This window comes from Streptomyces cavernae (assembly GCF_004023625.1).
Classification (GTDB): Bacteria; Actinomycetota; Actinomycetes; order Streptomycetales; family Streptomycetaceae; genus Streptomyces; species Streptomyces cavernae.
Window position 1 is genome coordinate 117,339 of the sequence record NZ_RPDJ01000027.1, and the last position, 17,581, is coordinate 134,919.

At 70.7% G+C, this 17,581-nt stretch carries 15 protein-coding genes; 7 read left to right on the top strand and 8 right to left on the bottom strand.

The features are described 5' to 3' along the window. Positions 1-4: 4 nt before the first annotated feature. From EF387_RS32080 to EF387_RS32100, 5 genes are all read right to left on the bottom strand, one after another. Positions 5-433, bottom strand: a complete 429-nt coding sequence (locus EF387_RS32080; protein ID WP_128380159.1) for a MerR family transcriptional regulator — start codon at positions 431-433, stop codon at positions 5-7. A 43-nt stretch (positions 434-476) separates the two neighbouring features. Beyond that, the gene (locus tag EF387_RS32085; RefSeq protein ID WP_128380160.1) at positions 477-2,216 is read right to left on the bottom strand and encodes an AAA family ATPase; all 1,740 of its coding nucleotides are present in this window, start codon (positions 2,214-2,216) and stop codon (positions 477-479) included. A gap of 176 nt (positions 2,217-2,392) precedes the next feature. Then, complete coding sequence (locus tag EF387_RS32090; RefSeq protein ID WP_238431824.1) at positions 2,393-3,283, bottom strand: NAD(P)-dependent oxidoreductase; 891 nt, start codon at positions 3,281-3,283, stop codon at positions 2,393-2,395. Between the two features lie 116 nt (positions 3,284-3,399). Next, complete coding sequence (locus EF387_RS32095) at positions 3,400-3,810, bottom strand: hypothetical protein (protein ID WP_128380162.1); 411 nt, start codon at positions 3,808-3,810, stop codon at positions 3,400-3,402. Continuing rightward, on the bottom strand, positions 3,797-4,864 hold the full coding sequence (locus tag EF387_RS32100; protein ID WP_162467242.1) for an ATP-binding protein: 1,068 nt from the start codon (positions 4,862-4,864) through the stop codon (positions 3,797-3,799). Before EF387_RS32100 ends, EF387_RS32095 begins: the two co-directional genes overlap by 14 nt. 282 nt (positions 4,865-5,146) lie before the next feature. Between EF387_RS32100 and EF387_RS32105 the strand changes: the two genes are divergently transcribed. From EF387_RS32105 to EF387_RS32115, 3 genes are all read left to right on the top strand, one after another. Continuing rightward, positions 5,147-6,022: a helix-turn-helix domain-containing protein gene (locus EF387_RS32105; protein WP_128380164.1), complete on the top strand. Its 876-nt coding sequence runs from the start codon at positions 5,147-5,149 to the stop codon at positions 6,020-6,022. 82 nt (positions 6,023-6,104) lie between these two features. After that, positions 6,105-6,317 carry a DUF397 domain-containing protein gene (locus tag EF387_RS32110; protein ID WP_128380248.1) on the top strand — a complete coding sequence of 71 codons (213 nt, stop codon included), beginning with the start codon at positions 6,105-6,107 and terminating at the stop codon, positions 6,315-6,317. A 126-nt stretch (positions 6,318-6,443) separates the two neighbouring features. Further along, positions 6,444-7,259, top strand: coding sequence for an SAM-dependent methyltransferase (locus EF387_RS32115; protein ID WP_128380165.1), 816 nt, complete (start codon positions 6,444-6,446; stop codon positions 7,257-7,259). Between the two features lie 118 nt (positions 7,260-7,377). Here EF387_RS32115 and EF387_RS32120 read toward each other — a convergent pair whose 3' ends face one another. After that, positions 7,378-8,754 carry a cation:dicarboxylate symporter family transporter gene (locus EF387_RS32120; RefSeq protein ID WP_128380166.1) on the bottom strand — a complete coding sequence of 459 codons (1,377 nt, stop codon included), beginning with the start codon at positions 8,752-8,754 and terminating at the stop codon, positions 7,378-7,380. A gap of 478 nt (positions 8,755-9,232) precedes the next feature. On the opposite strand from EF387_RS32120, the gene EF387_RS32125 reads away from it, so the two are divergent. Next, positions 9,233-10,897: a sensor histidine kinase gene (locus EF387_RS32125; protein ID WP_128380167.1), complete on the top strand. Its 1,665-nt coding sequence runs from the start codon at positions 9,233-9,235 to the stop codon at positions 10,895-10,897. A 61-nt stretch (positions 10,898-10,958) separates the two neighbouring features. Continuing rightward, positions 10,959-11,639 carry a response regulator gene (locus tag EF387_RS32130; protein WP_128380168.1) on the top strand — a complete coding sequence of 227 codons (681 nt, stop codon included), beginning with the start codon at positions 10,959-10,961 and terminating at the stop codon, positions 11,637-11,639. A 358-nt stretch (positions 11,640-11,997) separates the two neighbouring features. On the opposite strand, the gene EF387_RS32135 is transcribed toward EF387_RS32130, so the two are convergent. Together EF387_RS32135 and EF387_RS32140 are read right to left on the bottom strand one after the other, a co-directional pair. Next, positions 11,998-12,432, bottom strand: coding sequence for a PPOX class F420-dependent oxidoreductase (locus EF387_RS32135; protein WP_128380169.1), 435 nt, complete (start codon positions 12,430-12,432; stop codon positions 11,998-12,000). 185 nt (positions 12,433-12,617) lie between these two features. Further along, complete coding sequence (locus tag EF387_RS32140) at positions 12,618-13,643, bottom strand: ATP-dependent 6-phosphofructokinase (RefSeq protein WP_128380170.1); 1,026 nt, start codon at positions 13,641-13,643, stop codon at positions 12,618-12,620. Positions 13,644-14,151: 508 nt separating this feature from the next. Here EF387_RS32140 and pta point away from each other — a divergent pair. After that, a complete protein-coding gene (pta, locus tag EF387_RS32145; RefSeq protein WP_128380171.1) occupies positions 14,152-16,248 on the top strand; it encodes a phosphate acetyltransferase in 2,097 nt (698 codons plus the stop codon). A gap of 69 nt (positions 16,249-16,317) precedes the next feature. Then, complete coding sequence (locus EF387_RS32150) at positions 16,318-17,547, top strand: acetate kinase (protein ID WP_128380172.1); 1,230 nt, start codon at positions 16,318-16,320, stop codon at positions 17,545-17,547. The last annotated feature ends 34 nt before the right edge of the window (positions 17,548-17,581 follow it).

Sequence of the window (17,581 nt, forward strand, 5' to 3'; positions counted from 1 at the left end):
CTGATCACAGCCCCTGCCCTCCCAGCTCGCACCCGGGCTCCGGACCCCCCGGAACCTCCGCCTCGGCGGCCAGCGCGTCCCGCGCCCTCTCGGCCCTCGCCAACTGCGCCCCGACCGTGGCCCGTACGGCCTGCAACTCCCCGATCAGCGCGTCGAGTTCGCTCAGCTTGCGCCGGTAGACCGCGAGCGAGGCGGGACACGAGTCGCCCTCCGGGTGCCCCGCCCGCAGACACTCGACGAAGGGCCGGGTCTCCTCCAGGTCGAACCCGCAGTCCTGCAACGTCCGTATCTGCCGCAGCAGCTTCAGGTCGTGCTCGTCATAGGTCCGGTACCCGTTGCTGTTCCGCCGCGCGGGCAACAGCCCCCGCGCCTCGTAGTACCGCAGCGCCCGCGTGGTGGTCCCGGCGCGTTCCGCCAGCTCGCCGATTCGCATACGACGACGGTAGGGCTTGACGCCGACGTCAAGGCAACCGACGTCAGGCACCACCTTGAACGCCCGGCGAGGGCCCCGTCGGCGGTATGGGGCGCGGGCGGGGTGATGGGACCGGTGCGGCCCATGGGCCTCGGGAGGCCGAGGGCCGGGGGCCCGCGAACCAGTAGCCGTCGTCCTCGGCCGTGTCGGCGGCCGAGTCCCCCTGCTCTCCCTCGCCTTCGTCCTCGCCCTGGTCCCTGGCATCCCGCTCGTCGCCGTCCGCGTCCCGTACTCCGAGCAGGCGCCGCGTCAGCCGGTCCCGGTCCGAGAGGAGTTCGTCGACGGCCGCCCGGAAGTCCTCCGGTTCCGTGCGCTCCGCCTCGCGTTCGGCGGAGAGCAGGACAGCGCGCCGCACCAGTTCCTTGGTGAAGGACGCCGTCGTGCCCTCGGTGCGGACGACGAGTTCGTCGGTGATCTCCTTGCCGAGGCCGAGTCCGGCACCGTACAGGCCCAGCAGCCGGGCGCGTCCCGCGGCGTCCGGGAGCGGGATCTCGACCGCGAGGTCCACCCGGCCGGGCCGCTGGGCGAGCGCGGGCTCCAGCAGGTCGGCTCGGTTGGTGGTGAGCAGGAACGCCACGTCGGCGTCGTCGCCGAGACCGTCCATCTCGTTCAGCACCTGGAAGAGCAGCGGCTCCTCGCCGCCGCCGAAGTCACGCGACTCCGCGACCAGGTCGCAGTCCTCCAGCACGACGAGCGCGGGCTGGAGCATCCGGGCGAGCGCACAGGCCGGGGCTATCGCCTCGATGGTGGTCCCGGCGAGCAGGACGACCGTGAACTCCGGGAGATGCGAGAGGAGATAGCGGATGGTGTGCGTCTTGCCGGTACCGGGCGGGCCGTAGAGGAGGAGTCCTCGGCGCAGGTGCTGGCCCGCCGCGAGCAGCCGTTCACGGCGCCGGGCGACGCCGACCACCTGCCGCTCGACGCGCTCCAGCAGCCCGGCCGGCAGCACGATGTCGTCCCGGCTGAGCCCGGGGCGGCGGTGGAAGCGGAACGGACCGAGGCCGTGACCGAACTCGGAGCCCTCGAAGGACAGCACCTGACCGCGGAAGATGTTGTGCTCGCGCACCAGTTCGTCGATCTCGGCGAGCAGCCGGTCCGCGAACTCCTTTCGCCGGGCGAGGACTTCGATCTCGACCTTGTTGCGCCCGTATTCGTCCGCCGGTCCGCGCAGCAGTACCGCGAACCGCTCGTCGCCTTCCTCACCGAGGTAGAACCCGAAGGAGACGCAGGCGAGTTCGGCGTCGGGCGAGACGGGCAGCAGCGCGTAGTCGACGGCGCCGAGCACGAACCGGTCGTAACGTTCCGAGGATTCGATGATCTCGCCGAGCGTGAAGTCACCGCGGTGCGTCGCCCCGGTCATTCCGATCAGCTCATGCGATCTGCCCTCGGCGGCGAACCAGCGCTCCAGCGCGAGATGCACATTGGGCAGGTCGTACGGCGGGTAGGCGGCCTTGACCACGGGCTTGTCGCGGAACCCGGCGCCGAGATGGGCCTTCAGCCGCTCGGCGAGGTTGCGGCCGGCCGCGGCGTCCTGGTTCCTGGGATGCGCCACCGCCTGGAGGAACTCGAAGAAGAGCTCGCTGACGCGGTCGAGCGGCAGGGCCGCCCTGCCTTCGGCCCCGACCGAGGTCTGGCCCGAGGTCTGGCCCGGGGCCCCACCCGACGGCACACCGGTCGTCTCAACGGTGGTCTCGCCGGATGTCTCACCCGTGGTCCGGTCCGTGGTCTCGTACTGGTCCCCCATGACACGCCTCCCCCGTCGTCCGGCCTCCCGGACCGGTGCCGGCTCCCGGACTGGTCCGGCTCCCAGGCCGGTGCCGGCTCCCGGACTGGTACGGCCTCCAGACTGGTGCCGGATGAGCGGGTCGGTCAAAGGGTTTCACCACCGCAGCCCCGAACGATCCCTTCGCAGGCCGGAGTTCAGGGCTTGTGCAGCACCTCGAAGATGCTCGCCCAGCTGTCGGCCCCGTGGCCGCGTGCGACGGCCCGGTCCGCGAGCGCCTTCACCGAGCGCAGGACGCCGACGTCGAGGCCACGGTGTTCGGCGGTCTCCAGGACGTGGCCGGAGCCCGCCGCCATCATGGCGAGGTTGGCGGCCTCGCCCGGGTAGTGGCCCGCGTCGATGTCCTGGGCGGTGCCTGCCACGATGGGCGGCATGATGGCGGTGATGGTGTCGAGGTACGGAGCGAGGTCGCCCGCGCGCACCCCGTCAGCGCCGGCCAGCGCGAAGGCGTGCACCAGTCCGCCCATGGCGCCGTAGAAGTAGTCGAGCAGTGCCATGTCGTAGACGGCGGCGAGGCCGTGGTCCTCGCCGACGTGGGCGGGGCGTCCGCCGAGCGCCTTCAGCGCCGTCTCGTACTTGTCGTAGACGGCGCGCGGGCCGCTGTAGAAGAACAGCGCCTCGGGCGATCCGATCACCGGCACGGGCACCATGATCGAGCCGTTCAGACATTCGATACCGTGCTGCTGCGCCCAGTCGGCGGCGGCACGGGCGCGTTCCGGGGTGTCGGAGGTGAGGTTGACCAGGAGACGGCCGGGCAGTTCACCGGCGACCGTTTCCATGATGGCGCGGGCCGCCGCGTAGTCGACCACACAGATCACCACCAACTCGGCAGCCTTTACGGCCTCCTGGGCCGTCGTGGCGCGGACGGCGCCGCGGGCGGTCAGTTCGCCGTCCTTGCCCGGGGTGCGGTTCCAGACGGTGGTGGGGTGGCCGGCCCGCAGGAACGCGGCGGCGAGCGCCTGGCCCATGGCGCCGAGGCCGAGGACGGATACGGGAGTGGTCGCGGTGTTCGCAAGATCGTTGGTCATGCCGACCATGCTGATGCGCCGCCCAACTCCCCACAAGTACCGACTATTTGCTCAGATACTCACCAAAAGGTAAGGCAGCAGGCAGGGAGCGGTGAGGGGCCGTGCGGGCGGGCCGGTCAGGGCTGGACGAACCAGTGGGGCCGCACGCCCGCGATGTGGCAGACCATGAAGTAGAGGGGGATGGGCGGGGTGTAGGGGGAATCGCCGCCGGGACGGTGGATCAGCCGTCGGCGCACGGTCCCCCAGGACGCGTCGGGCACCCGCGCGTCGACCGCGTAGTGCGCGGCGGCGGGCCAGTCGACGTCGATGTTCGAGCCGGCGGGGACGATCCACCACCACCACCGGCTGTCCGCGAAGACGCAGCCCGCGCGGGGCAGACACGCCAGAATGCGCTCCCCGTACTCCAGGGGCGTGCCCACGGCGTCGTAGCCGAGTCCCGCGGGCATCCCGGCCGGCAGTACCAGCCGACTGGCTCCTGAGACGGTGCCGTCGGACGGCGACCGCGTGTCGGCGTCAGCGGTGTGCATGCGTCACGGCCTCCTCGGCCGGGGGACGACGCACCGGCGTCTCGGCATGGGGACGGAGCACCGGCACCTCGGCGGGGCAACGGAGCACCGGCACCTCGGCCGGAGGCCAGAGCAGCGGAGCGGTACCGGTCGTCAGGGGCCGGGCCGCGCGCGAGACCTGCGCGGGCACCGAGGCCACGAATCCTCTGTGCGCGGGTAACCCTTCCTGGCCCTTCCCGTCGGGGGACTGGCCCTCCCCTTCAGCGGACAGGCCCTCCCCCTCAAGGGAACGGCCCTCCCCGCCGACGGCCGCCGCGGGCGGCACCGCCCGGGACGCCTCGGCGGACGACTCCGCGCCCACCGCCGCCCCTGACGACTCCGCACGGGGCTCCGGCCAGGACGACTCCGCGGGGGCCGCCGCCCCCGGCAAAGACCCCTGCGCCGACTCCCGGACACGCACGCCCGGCACGACACCGAACAACTCCGACTCCGGCTCCCCCGCCGACTCGGGCGCCGGCCGTGCGTCCGGCTCCGCCGCTGACTCCACCGCCGACGCGGGCGCCGGCCGTGCATCCGGCTCCGCGTCCGCATCCGACTCCGGGTGTTCCGTCGTCGACAGGTCCGCCCACACCACGCGGCCCGCCCCCTCGGCGGTCTCCCTGACGCCCCAGTCGGTGCTCACCCCGCCCACCAGCAGCAGGCCCCGGCCGCTCTGGTCGTCGGGGGACGGACACAGTCGGGTCGGGCGGGTGCAGCCCTGGATCTGGTCCTCCACCTCGATCCGCAGCCGTTGCGGAGAGTGACGGAGCGTGCACGCTATTTCGTCACCGCCGGCGTATCTGATGGCGTTGGTGACGAGTTCGGAGACCACCAGAAGCGCGTCGTCGCTGACGTCCTCGGGTACTCCCCAGTCGCCCAGTAGCGCGCGAACGTTCCTGCGCGCGACGGCCACCGAGGCCGGAGCCGCAGGCAGTACGAACGTCCCGGCCGGCTGTGGGGACTTCTCCAGTGGCGGCGGATCCGACGGCAGGAGGGGGGAGGAATCCGAAGGCAGGAGGGGAGAGGGCGGAGCCATGGCCGTTGCCTTTCGTCTGCCTTCGCACCAGAAGGGTGCCGGTGTAGCACCGCTCGGTGCCCTGACCCCCGCCGGAAAGCCGGAGTTCGGGCCACCACTTCTCAACTGGCCTGGGGGGTCGTCTCGTTCACCGAGCGGTGCCAGTAGGTCAACTGTGTCACCTGCCAACAGCGCCTCGCAACCAACAAGTTGAAAATTGCAATTCGCCGGGTGCATTCTGGCCACGCCTTCAGGTGATCGTGACAGACTGCAACCGTCGAGCCCGGCGTGAGGAGGCAGCGCGTGACCACGGAGACCCCCTGGGGCGACGCTCCCTCCGTTCTGCGCATGATCCTCGGCAAGCAGCTGGAGGAGCTGCGCACCCGGGCCGGCCTGACGTACGAGGAGGCCGGTCAGGCGATCGGCGTCAGTCACTCGACGATCCGCCGGATGGAAGCCGCCAAGGTGGCCCGTCTGAGACCGGCGGAGGTCGAGAAGCTCCTGCACACGTACGGCGTGCGCGACCAGCAGGAGATCGACACCTTCCTGAAGTCGGTCCGCGAGGCCAGCAAGCGCGGCTGGTGGCACACCTACCGCGACGTCATGCCGGACTGGTTCGCCGCCTATCTGAGCCTGGAACAGGCGGCGCTGCAGATCCGCGCGTACGAGGCGCAGTTCGTCCACGGCCTGCTGCAGACCGAGGAGTACGCACGGGCCCTGCTGGGCGCAGGCAACCCGCACGCGCCGAGCGAGGCCACCGAACGCCGGGTAGCGCTGCGCATGCGCCGCCAGGAGTTGCTGTGCCGCGAGGCGCCGCCCCGGTTGTGGGTGGTGATGGACGAGACGGTGCTGCGCTGGCCGGTCGGTGGCGCCGAGGTGATGCGGGCCCAGATCGACCATCTCATCGAGCTCAACCGACTGCCCCATGTGACCGTGCAGGTCATGCCGTTCGGGAACGGACCGCATCCGGCGATGCGGGCCGGCGCCTTCCATCTCTTCCGGTTCCGGGCCGCCGAACTGCCGGACATCGTCTACCTCAGCGGCCTCGTCGGCGCGGTCTATCTGGACAAGGGCGACGACGTGCTGGTGTACCGCGAGGCCCTGGACCGGTTGGGCGCCCAGTCGGCGCCCGCCAGAAAGACCGAGGCCCTCCTCGGCGCAATACGCAAGGAGCTCTGAAGTGCACGACGCCACTGGCGACCCCCACAAACGCGAACCCCACGTAGCCGACATCCGAGACCACCTCCACATCCGCAGCGGCATGCCGTCCCGCGACCTGGGCGCACAGGGCTGGTTCAAGCCCTGGAGCGACGACGCCGGTGGCGCCTGCGTCGAGGCGAAGAAGCTCACCGACGGCCGGGTGGCGCTGCGGCAGTCCACCGACCCCGACGGCCCGGCCCTGGTTTTCACTCCGACGGAAATGACCAGCTTCCTCAGGGGAGTCAAGGCGGGAGCTGCCGACTTCCTTCTCTGACAGGCCCGTTGTGACAACGGGGGCCTTTTTCTGTACTGCTTGACACCTACTGCCCGGCAGTTGCTGCCGACACCTGCTTCCCGGCTCGACTGCCGGGTGTGAGCGACGACGATGGGAGGGGCGATCTTGCCCGACAACGGATGGCCGGCCGACAGAATCGACACCGAGAACGCGCACTCCGCGCGGATCTACGACTACATCCTCGGCGGGAAGGACTTCTATCCCGCCGACAAGGAAGCGGGCGACGCCATGTCGCGGGAGTGGCCCGCGCTGCCCATCCACATGCGGGCCAACCGCGACTGGATGAACCGCGCGGTGCGCTGGCTGGCCGAGGAGGCGGGCATGCGCCAGTTCCTCGACATCGGCACCGGCATCCCCACGTCGCCGAACCTCCATGAGATAGCCCAGTCGGTGGCCCCGGAGTCCCGGGTCGTCTACGTGGACAACGACCCGATCGTCCTCACCCTCTCCCAGGGCCTGCTGTCCAGCAAGCCCGAGGGGAAGACGGCGTACATCGAGGCCGACTTCCAGCACCCGGAGGCCATCCTCGACTCGCAGGAGTTCCGCGACACGCTCGACCTGAGCAAGCCGGTCGCGCTGACCGTGATCGCGATCGTGCACTTCGTCCTGGACGAGGACGACGCCGTCGGCATCGTCCGCCGGCTGCTGGAGCCCCTCCCCTCGGGCAGCTACCTCGCGATGACCATCGGCACCGCCGAGTTCGCCCCCGAGGAGGTGGGACGCGTCGCCCGCGAGTACGCGGCCCGCAACATGCCGATGCGGCTGCGCACCATCGACGAGGCCCACGAGTTCTTCGAGGGCCTCGAACTCGTCGAGCCCGGCATCGTCCAGGTCCACAAGTGGCGCCCGGACGGCACCGGCGAGCAGAACATCCGCGACGAGGACATCGCGATGTACGGGGCGGTGGCCCGCAAGCCCTGAGTCCGGTCCCGGCCCATGGTGAGGGGCGGGTGCGTCCGCCGACGCATCCGCCCCTCGGTCTTGTGGGACCCGGCCCATGGCCGGCCTCGACCGTTCGGCCGGTCCGACCGGTCCGGGACTAGGCCTTCGCCAGTTCCTTCTCGGTGCCCTGCTCGGGCAGTTCGGCCTGACCGTCGCCGTCCTCGTCCAGCAGGGTCTTCTCGTCGAAGGGCAGCTCGCCGGCCAGTACCTGACCGACGCGCTCCTTGTCGATCTCCTTCGTCCAGGTGCCGATCAGCACGGTGGCCACGGCGTTGCCGGCGAAGTTGGTCAGGGCGCGCGCCTCGCTCATGAAGCGGTCGATACCGACGATGAGGCCGATGCCGTCCACCAGGGCCGGCTTGTGCGACTGGAGACCGCCGGCCAGGGTCGCGAGACCCGCACCGGTGACACCGGCCGCGCCCTTCGAGGCGACCAGCAGGAAGAGCAGCAGCGAGATCTGCTCGCCGACGGACATTGGCGTACCCATGGCGTCGGCGATGAACAGGGACGCCATGGTCATGTAGATCATGGTGCCGTCGAGGTTGAAGGAGTAGCCGGTCGGGACGGTGATGCCGACCACCGGCTTGCTGACGCCCAGGTGCTCCATCTTCGCGATGAGGCGCGGCAGCGCGGACTCGGAGGAGGAGGTGGACAGGATCAGCAGGAACTCCCGGCCCAGGTACTTGAAGAGGGTCAGGATGTTCAGGCCCGCGATGATCCGCAGGAGCGTGGCGAGCACGACGAAGACGAACAGGAAGCAGGTGACGTAGAAGCCGAGCATCAGCACCGCGAGGCTCTTGAGCGCGTCCAGTCCGGCGGACCCGGTGACGGCGGCGATGGCGCCGAAGGCACCGATCGGGGCGGCCCACATCACCATGGCGAGGATGCGGAAGACGAGGCGCTGGATGTGCTCGATGCCGCGCAGGACGGGCTGTCCGGCGTCACCCATCGCCTGCAGGGCGAACCCGGCGAGCAGCGCGACGAGCAGTGTCTGGAGGACCTCACCGCCGGTGAAGGCGGAGACGATCGTGGTGGGGACGATGCCGAGCAGGAACTCGACGGTGTCCTTGGCCTCCGCGTCGACCTGGGCCTGGCCGGTCTCCTTGACGGCGTCGGTGACCGCGAGACCCGTGCCGGGCTCCACGATGTTGCCGACGACCAGGCCGATGCCGAGGGCGACCAGGGACATGATCAGGAAGTAGACGAGGGCGATACCGCCCACGGCGCCGACCTTGGCGGCCTTCCGTACGGAGCCGATGCCCAGCACGATCGTGCAGAAGATGATCGGCGAGATCATCATCTTGATCAGGTTCACGAAGCCCGTGCCGAGCGGCTTCAGCTCGACTCCGAGGTCCGGGGAGATCAGGCCCACGGCGATGCCGAGCACCACCGCGATGATCACCGCGATGTAAAGGTAGTGGGTGCGGTCCCGCTTTGCTGCGGGCGCGGCAGGTGCCGTTGGCGTGCTCGTCACGGCTGCCTCCTTGACGTCTTCGTCGGCGTCACCGGCGTGCGGCTCACGTCCGGGGGGAAATGGGGAGTCCGGGGGTCGCGTTCCCTGATCGAGGGCGATCGATCGGCTCGGAAACGCGCAACCGAACTGACGGTGACTATCTCCCGCCTTGTGAGGGCCGTCACCCTTCCGTTCATTTAGTACATCGGGCGGCAGTCGGTGACGGTCGGCCAAGACCGCACAAAACGGCAGGACGAACGCCGGTCCCACCGCCGATGACCAGGACACCGTCTCCCGAACTCCGCGCTCATCTCCAGGCCATCGGATGCTCACTTGTAATCAATGGAGGCGGCGGAGGGAAACCGCATGGCCACTTCGCGACCCTCCCAATTCGGGCAAATCTCAAAATTCGTCATATTCGAGTGAGAGGTCGACAATCGGTTCACGCTTGTACGAAACATGGGGCGGGATACGGCCAACGGCGAGGCAGACTGTGGACATGCGTTTGCCCGGTGTCCCCAAACCCCGCAGCCTGGCAGGTCAGCTCTTCGCCGTGCAGGCCGTGCTGATCGCCGTCGTGGTGGCCGGATGCGCCCTCTTCACCTATGTGAGCGACCAGAGTCAGGCGAACCAGGCGGCGCGCCGGCAGGCGATGGCCGTCGCCCGCTCGGTGGCGGACGCCCCTTCCGTGGTGGCGTCCATCCGCACCGACGACCCGACGGCGACCCTCCAGCCGTACGCGAGCAAGGTCCAGCGGGACACGGAGGTCGACTTCGTCACGATCATGAACACGAAGGGCATCCGCTGGACCCACCCCAATCCCGAGCGCATCGGCGAGCACTTCCTGGGGCACACGAAGCCGGCCCTGCGGGGTGAGTCGTTCACGGAGGAGTACGAGGGCACCCTCGGTCGGTCGGTGCGGGCCGTGACACCCATCCGGGACGGCAGGAAGATCGTGGGGCTGGTCAGCGCGGGGATAAAGGTGCAGGCCATAACCGACCGTGTGCAGGACCAGCTGACCGCGCTGTTCGGGGTGGCCGCCGGGGCACTGGCCCTGGGGGGCGCGGGAACGTACGTCGTCAACGCGCGCCTGCGCCGCCACACGCACGGCATGAACGCGGCCGAGCTGAGCATGCAGCACGACTACCACCAGGCCGCGCTGCACGCCGTGCGGGAGGGGCTGCTGATGCTGGACGGGCAGTTCCGGGTGGCGCTGATCAACGACGGCGCCCGGGAACTGCTCGGAGTGTCCGACGACGTGGTGGGCCGGTCCGTGGCCGAGCTGGGGCTGCCCAAGCCGCTCACCGGGGCGCTGCTGGCGTCCGAGCCGCGGGTGGACGAGGTCCATCTCAGCGGCACCCGGGTGCTGGTGGTGAACACCTCGCCGGTGTCGGGCGGCGAACGCCGGGGCACGGTCGTGACTCTGCGAGATGTGACCGAGCTGCAGTCGCTGATGGGCGAGCTGGACTCCGAGCGCGGCTTCACGCAGGCGCTGCGTTCCCAGGCCCACGAGGCCGCGAACCGGCTGCACACAGTGGTGTCCCTGATCGAGCTGGGCCGCGCCGAGGAGGCGATCGACTTCGCCACCGCCGAGCTGGAACTGGCGCAGGCGCTCACCGACCAGGTGGTCGCGGCGGTGAACGAGCCGGTGCTGGCGGCTCTGCTGCTGGGCAAGGCCGCGCAGGCCAACGAGCGGGGCGTGGAGCTGGTGGTCTCCCCGGACAGCAGCATCGACGACGGCATGCTGCCCGACGCGCTGCCCGCCCGCGATCTGGTGACCGTACTGGGCAATCTGATCGACAACGCGATGGACGCGGCGCAGGGCACGGTCGGCGCCCGGGTCACCGTCACGGCGCTCACCGACGACGCAGGGCTGGTGCTGCGGGTGGCCGACACCGGCCCCGGGGTGGATCCTTCGCATGCCGAGGCGGTCTTCGAGCGGGGCTGGTCGACGAAGCCGGCCGGGCCCGCCGGCCGGGGCCTGGGACTGGCCCTGGTCCGGCAGACCGTCGCCCGGCACGAGGGTTCGCTGACGGTGGCGGAGGCGGCCGGGGGCGGGGCGGAGTTCGAGGCCCGGCTGCCCTTGCCTACGGTGTCCTCGCCCGAGCCGTCCGGGGCCGCCGCCGGCCCGGCGCCCGCACAGTCCTCCGGAGGCGTTGTATGAGACCCCGCCCAGCGTGGCAGCCGCACAGGGGCGGCTCCGCCCAGTTCTCCGGAGGCGACGCATGACCGATCCGATCCGCGTGCTGGTGGTGGAGGACGACCCCGTGGCGGCCGACGCGCACGTCCTGTACGTCGGGCGGGTGCCCGGGTTCACTGCGGTGGGCAAGGCGCACACCGGGGCGGAGGCGCGGCGGGCGCTGGACCGGATGAAGGTGGACCTTCTGCTGCTGGACCTGCACCTGCCCGATGTGCACGGTCTGCAGCTGGCGCGCTCACTGCGGGCCGCCGGCCATCAGACGGACGTGATCGCGGTGACGTCGGCACGGGACCTCACCGTGGTACGGGAAGGGGTCTCGCTGGGAGTGGTCCAGTACGTGCTGAAACCCTTCACCTTCGCGACACTGCGCGACCGGCTGATCCGCTACGCGGAGTTCCACGCGGCGGCGGGCGAGGCGAGCGGCCAGGACGAGGTGGACCGCGCGCTCGCCACGCTCCGCGCGCCGGGACCGGCGGCACTGCCCAAGGGCCTGAGCGCGCCGACGCTGGAACGGGTCACGCGGACGCTGCGCGACGCGGAGGACGGGCTGACGGCCACCGGCGTGGCCGAGGCGGTTGGCATCTCACGGATCACGGCGCGGCGGTACCTCGAACACCTCGTGGACGCGGGGCGGGCGGCGCGCAGCCCGCAGTACGGACAGGTGGGCAGGCCCGAGTTGCACTACCGGTGGGTGACGGGGCAGTAGCGGAAGGCCCCCAGGGCCGCCGTGGCGCCCCGCGAACAGCGTGACGCCCCATCAACCACGCTGTCGGCCAGGCGGATGCAACTCGGCGCACCTACACCCGTCGGCCTTGCTCGCGCAGGCGGGGAGGGGGTTCGCGCTGGGCGGGGTCGTCAAGGGGCGAGGACCTGCCAAGGGTTGACGGCCGCTATGAGGCGAGGGCCGTCAAGAAGTGACGGCCGCCAGGGAACGAGGGCAGTCAAGGGGGCGAGGGCCGCCAAGAGGCGATGAGCCGAAAAGCGACGAGGGCCGCCAAAGGCAAGGAGGCGCCGAGCAACGAAGGCCGCCACAAAGGCAAGGAGCCGCCAAGAGGCGAGGAGCATCAGGGGGCGAGGATGCCCGGCCGGAAAGGCTCCACTCCCACCACGTGCCGCACCCGGGTCGGCTCGATCAGGATCATCAGGCGGCGCTCGCCGGGGAGCAGCCAGGGATAGCGGTCCTCGTCGATGTACTTCTTCGCCAGGCGGTCCATCGACCGCTCGGCCTCCTCGCCCTCCACGAACCGCACGACCCGGCCGCGGATCTCCACCCGGTCGTAGGGGTTCTCGGTGTCGTGGTGGGAGAGCGAGACGTTCGGGTTGCGCCGGAGGTTGTCCGCCTTCACCCGGCCCACCGATGTGTTGACCATGACGTACTCGCCCTCGAGGTCGGCCCACATCGGCGCCACCTGCGGCGCCCCGTCCGCGTCCACGGTCGCCATGTGCCAGAAGTTGGGAGCCAGCAGCCGTTCGCGGACCTGCCCGTCAATCCTGTTCACAGCCGTCATCGCTCCTCCACCGGGCAGAGACCACGCTCGTCCCTGGCCATCCTGGGTTGCGATGACGACCTGTCAACAGTGTGTATTCGGCCACCTCGGCCACTTCGGGCGCCTCGGAGGCCTCGGGCGCCTCGGGGCCCAAGGACGTCCGCGCGCAGCCGAAGCCTGGCCTCGGGGTCGAAGCTCTAGAAGACCGACTCCGCCTCGTCCATCCGGTCCTTGGGCACCGTCTTCAGCTCCGTGACCGCCTCCGCCAGCGGCACCATGACGATGTCCGTGCCGCGCAGTGCCGTCATCCTGCCGAAGTCGCCGCGGTGGGCGGCCTCGACGGCGTGCCAGCCGAAGCGGGTGGCGAGAACGCGGTCGTAGGCGGTGGGGGTGCCACCGCGCTGGACGTGGCCGAGGATGACCGGCTTGGCCTCCTTGCCGAGCCGCCGCTCCAGCTCGTACGCGAGGGCCGTGCCGATGCCCTGGAAGCGCTCGTGGCCGAACTGGTCGATCTCACCGTGGCCGTAGTCCATGCTGCCCTCGACGGGGTGGGCGCCCTCCGCGACGCAGACGACCGCGAACTTCTTGCCGCGGGCGAAACGCTCCTCGACCATCTTGACCAGATCGCCCGGGTCGAAGGGGCGCTCGGGCAGGCAGATGCCGTGGGCGCCGGCGGCCATACCGGACTCCAGCGCGATCCAGCCCGCGTGCCGGCCCATGACCTCGACGACCATCACCCGCTGGTGTGACTCGGCGGTCGTCTTCAGGCGGTCCATCGCCTCCGTGGCGACCCCGACGGCCGTGTCGAATCCGAAGGTGCGGTCCGTCGAGGAGATGTCGTTGTCGATCGTCTTGGGGACGCCGACGACCGGGAGACCGGCGTCGGAGAGCATCCGCGCCGCGGTCAGCGTGCCCTCGCCGCCGATCGGGATCAGCGCGTCGATACCGAACTCCCGCGCCATGTCCTGGGCGTTGTCGCAGGCCTCACGGAGCCGGTCACGCTGCAGCCGGGAGGAGCCGAGGATGGTGCCACCGCGCGCCAGGATGCCGCCGACCGCGTCGAGGTCGAGGTTCTGGTAGCGGCCTTCGAGCAGGCCGGCGTAGCCGTCCTCGAAACCGATGACCTCGTCGCCGTAGTGGGCCACCGCCCGGTGGACGACGGACCGGATCACTGCGTTCAGGCCCGGGCAGTCGCCGCCCGCGGTGAGGACTCCGATGCGCATCGTGCTGTGTCTCCTGCTCGGTGCTGTGACGAGTGGGCTGATAAGAGTGAGTCAATCCGATTGTTCCATGGCCCACAGGCCCCCCGTTTCAGGGCCGGGAAGCCCCGCGAGTACCCACTCCCGTCCGTTCCAGGGCCCCGGACACCGGCACGGACGGTTCCGGACCCCGACCGACGGGTGTGCTAGCCCCTCGCAAGGGTATTGTCAAGAGGGAACAGCTCACCCAGCTGGGTAATTTATCGAGCCACCGCGTCGAGCGACGCCGCCCGAGGTTCGGCGGCACACTGGATCCCGCGACCGGTCGGCGGCCCACCGGATCCGGCCACGGCGAACCCGGGCCCGGACCCATGGCGGTCCCGGACCCATGTCGGATCCGGCACGTCGGACCCGGACCCTTTCGGATCCGGCCCGGTCCACGTCGGATCCGGACCCGGACGCGATTCGGATCCGGGCGGCGCACCGGATCCCGGCGCAGCACCGATGACAGCGACGAAACGGAGAGCACGGCGTGACGCGCAGCGTGTACGTGACCGGGATCGACCGGGGCGACGGCCGCCAGGTCATCGATCTGGGGGTCATGGAGCTCCTGACCCGCCAGGTCGACCGTGTGGGGGTGTTCCGACCACTGGTGCACGACACCCCCGACCGGCTGTTCGAGCTGCTGCGCTCCCGCTATCGGCTGGCGCAGGATCCGGCGACGGTCTACGGCCTGGACTACCACGAGGCGTCCGCGCTGCAGGCCGAGCGCGGCACCGACGAACTGGTCTCCGAGCTGGTCGACCGCTTCCACCGGGTGGCCCGCGACTACGAGGTCGTCCTCGTCCTCGGCACCGACTACGCCGACACCCAGTTCCCGGACGAACTGGCGCTCAACGCCCGGCTGGCGAACGAGTTCGGCGCCTCGGTGATCACGGTCGTGGGCGGCCGTCGGCAGAGCCCCGATTCCGTGCGCGCCGAGACCCGCAACGCGTTCCGCGCTTACGAGGGTCTCGGCTGCGACGTCCTGGCGATGGTGGTCAACCGGGTGGACCCCGGTGACCGCGCCGAGCTGGCGGAGGGGCTGGGCGCGCTGCTCCCGGTGCCCTGTTACGTCCTGCCGGACGAGCCCGCGCTGGGCGCCCCGACCGTCGCCCAGATCACCCACGCGCTCGACGGCAAGGTGCTGCTGGGCGACGACTCGGGCCTCGCCCGGGACGCCCTGGACTTCGTCTTCGGCGGTGCGATGCTGCCGACCTTCCTGGGTGCGCTGACCCCGGGCTGTCTGGTGGTGACCCCGGGCGACCGGGCCGACCTGGTGGTGGGCGCGATGGCCGCGCACAGCGCCGGCACCCCGCCCATCGCGGGCGTCCTGCTCACCCTCGACGAGCGTCCCAGCGACGAGATCCTCACCCTCGCCGCCCGGCTCGCCCCCGGCACCCCGGTGGTCTCCGTGGCCGGCAACAGCTTTCCGACCGCGGCCGAGATCCTCACCCTCGAGGGCAAGTTGAGCGCGGCGACGCCCCGCAAGGCGGAGACCGCGCTGGGCCTGTTCGAGCGGCACGCGGACACCGCCGAGCTGCTGCGCAGGGTCTCGGCGCCCAGCAGCGACCGGGTCACCCCGATGATGTTCGAGCACAAGCTGCTGGAGCGGGCACGGGCCGACAAGCGCCGGGTGGTGCTGCCGGAGGGCACCGAGGAACGGGTGTTGCGGGCCGCCGACGTCCTGCTGCGCCGCGGGGTCTGCGACCTCACCCTGCTCGGCCCCGTCGAGCAGATCCGCAAGAAGGCCGCGGACCTCGGTGTCGACCTCGCGGACGCCCAGCTCATCGACCCGCGGACCTCGGAGCTGCGCGACCAGTTCGCCCTGATCTACTCCCAGTTGCGCTCCCACAAGGGCGTCACGGAGGAGCTGGCGTACGACATCGTCTCCGACGTCAACTACTTCGGCACGCTGATGGTCCAGGAGGGGCTCGCCGACGGCATGGTGTCGGGCTCGGTGCACTCCACGGCCGCGACCATCCGCCCGGCATTCGAGATCATCAAGACCAAGCCGGACGCGAAGATCGTGAGTTCCGTCTTCTTCATGTGCCTGGCCGACAAGGTCCTCGTCTACGGGGACTGCGCCGTCAACCCGGATCCGGACGCGGAGCAGCTCGCCGACGTCGCCGTCCAGTCGGCCGCGACGGCACGGAAGTTCGGGGTCGAGCCGCGGATCGCGATGCTCTCGTACTCGACCGGCACCTCCGGCACGGGCGCGGACGTCGACAAGGTGCGGCAGGCCACCGAGCTGGTGCGGGCGCGCCACGGCGATCTGAAGATCGAGGGGCCGATCCAGTACGACGCCGCCGTCGAACCGTCCGTCGCGGCCACCAAGCTGCCGGACTCCGAGGTGGCGGGTCAGGCCAGCGTGCTGATCTTCCCCGACCTCAACACCGGCAACAACACCTACAAGGCCGTGCAGCGGTCGGCCGGCGCGATCGCCGTCGGTCCGGTCCTGCAGGGGCTGCGCAAGCCGGTCAACGACCTGAGCCGCGGTGCCCTCGTCGGGGACATCGTCAACACCGTCGCCATCACGGCGATCCAGGCCCAGGACCACTCGTCGGCGGACGTCCCCGCCGGCACCTGACGACGCCGTCCCGCCCGCCCCGCGTCCGCCGGGCCGCCCCCGTAACCCGACCCAGAAGGCACCCATCCCGTGAGTCCCACCCGCGTTCTCGTCCTCAACTCCGGCTCGTCGTCGGTGAAGTACCAGCTCCTCGACATGCGCGACCGCAGTCGGCTGGCCGTGGGCCTCGTCGAGCGGATCGGGGAGGAGTCCGGCCGGCTCAAGCACACCCCGCTGGCGGGCGGCGGCGAGCCGCGGGAGACCGGCGGGGCGGTCCCCGATCACGAGGCCGCGCTGAAGGCGGTCGCCGGGGAACTGAAGCGGGACGGGCTGGGCCTGGACTCCCCGGATCTGGCGGCGATCGGCCACCGCGTGGTGCACGGGGGCATGTCCTTCACCGAGCCGACCGTGATCGACGACGCCGTGCTCGCCGAGATCGAGCGGCTGGTCCCGGTGGCGCCGCTGCACAACCCGGCCAACCTCACCGGGATCCGCACGGCCATGTCACTGCGCCCGGACCTGCCGCAGGTCGCCGTCTTCGACACCGCCTTCCACACCACGATGCCGGAGTCCGCGGCGCGCTACGCCATCGACGTGCGGACGGCCGACGAGCACCGCATCCGCCGCTACGGTTTCCACGGCACCTCGCACGCGTACGTCTCCCGTGCGACGGCGAAGCTGCTGGGCAGGGACCCGCGGGAGGTGAACGTCATCGTGCTGCACCTGGGCAACGGCGCGTCCGCCTCGGCCGTCCGGGGCGGGCGGTGCGTGGAGACCTCGATGGGCCTGACCCCCTTGGAGGGGCTCGTGATGGGTACGCGCTCCGGTGACCTGGACCCCGCGGTCATCTTCCATCTGATGCGGGTGGCCGGGATGTCCGCGGACGACATCGACGTCCTGCTGAACAAGAAGAGCGGTCTGATCGGTCTGTGCGGCGACAACGACATGCGGGAGATCCGCCGCCGGGTCGACGCGGGCGACGAACAGGCCGCGCTGGCCTTCGACATCTACATCCACAGGCTGAGGAAATACATCGGCGCCTACTACGCGGTGCTCGGCCGGGTGGACGCGGTGGCGTTCACCGCGGGGGTCGGGGAGAACGCGGCACCGGTGCGCGAGGCGGCGCTGGCGGGCCTCGAGGAGCTGGGGCTCGCGGTCGACCCGGAGCTGAACGCCGTACGGGCGGACGGGCCCAGACTCATCTCCCCCGCCGGCGCGCGGGTGGCGGTGGCCGTGGTGCCGACCGACGAGGAACTGGAGATCGCCACACAGACGTACGCACTGGTCAGCGGTGAAAGCCGGCACACCTCGGCCGAATGAGATCCGAGAAATGGCCGCGGGATATCCCGGGATT

Coding starts and splice junctions, on each gene's coding strand:
- EF387_RS32080 (WP_128380159.1), bottom strand. CDS start 433: ATGCGAATCGGCGAGCTGGCGGAACGCGCCGGGACCACCACGCGGGCG.
- EF387_RS32085 (WP_128380160.1), bottom strand. CDS start 2,216: ATGGGGGACCAGTACGAGACCACGGACCGGACCACGGGTGAGACATCC.
- EF387_RS32090 (WP_238431824.1), bottom strand. CDS start 3,283: ATGACCAACGATCTTGCGAACACCGCGACCACTCCCGTATCCGTCCTC.
- EF387_RS32095 (WP_128380162.1), bottom strand. CDS start 3,810: ATGCACACCGCTGACGCCGACACGCGGTCGCCGTCCGACGGCACCGTC.
- EF387_RS32100 (WP_162467242.1), bottom strand. CDS start 4,864: ATGGCTCCGCCCTCTCCCCTCCTGCCTTCGGATTCCTCCCCCCTCCTG.
- EF387_RS32110 (WP_128380248.1), top strand. CDS start 6,105: ATGCCGTCCCGCGACCTGGGCGCACAGGGCTGGTTCAAGCCCTGGAGC.
- EF387_RS32125 (WP_128380167.1), top strand. CDS start 9,233: ATGCGTTTGCCCGGTGTCCCCAAACCCCGCAGCCTGGCAGGTCAGCTC.
- EF387_RS32130 (WP_128380168.1), top strand. CDS start 10,959: ATGACCGATCCGATCCGCGTGCTGGTGGTGGAGGACGACCCCGTGGCG.
- EF387_RS32140 (WP_128380170.1), bottom strand. CDS start 13,643: ATGCGCATCGGAGTCCTCACCGCGGGCGGCGACTGCCCGGGCCTGAAC.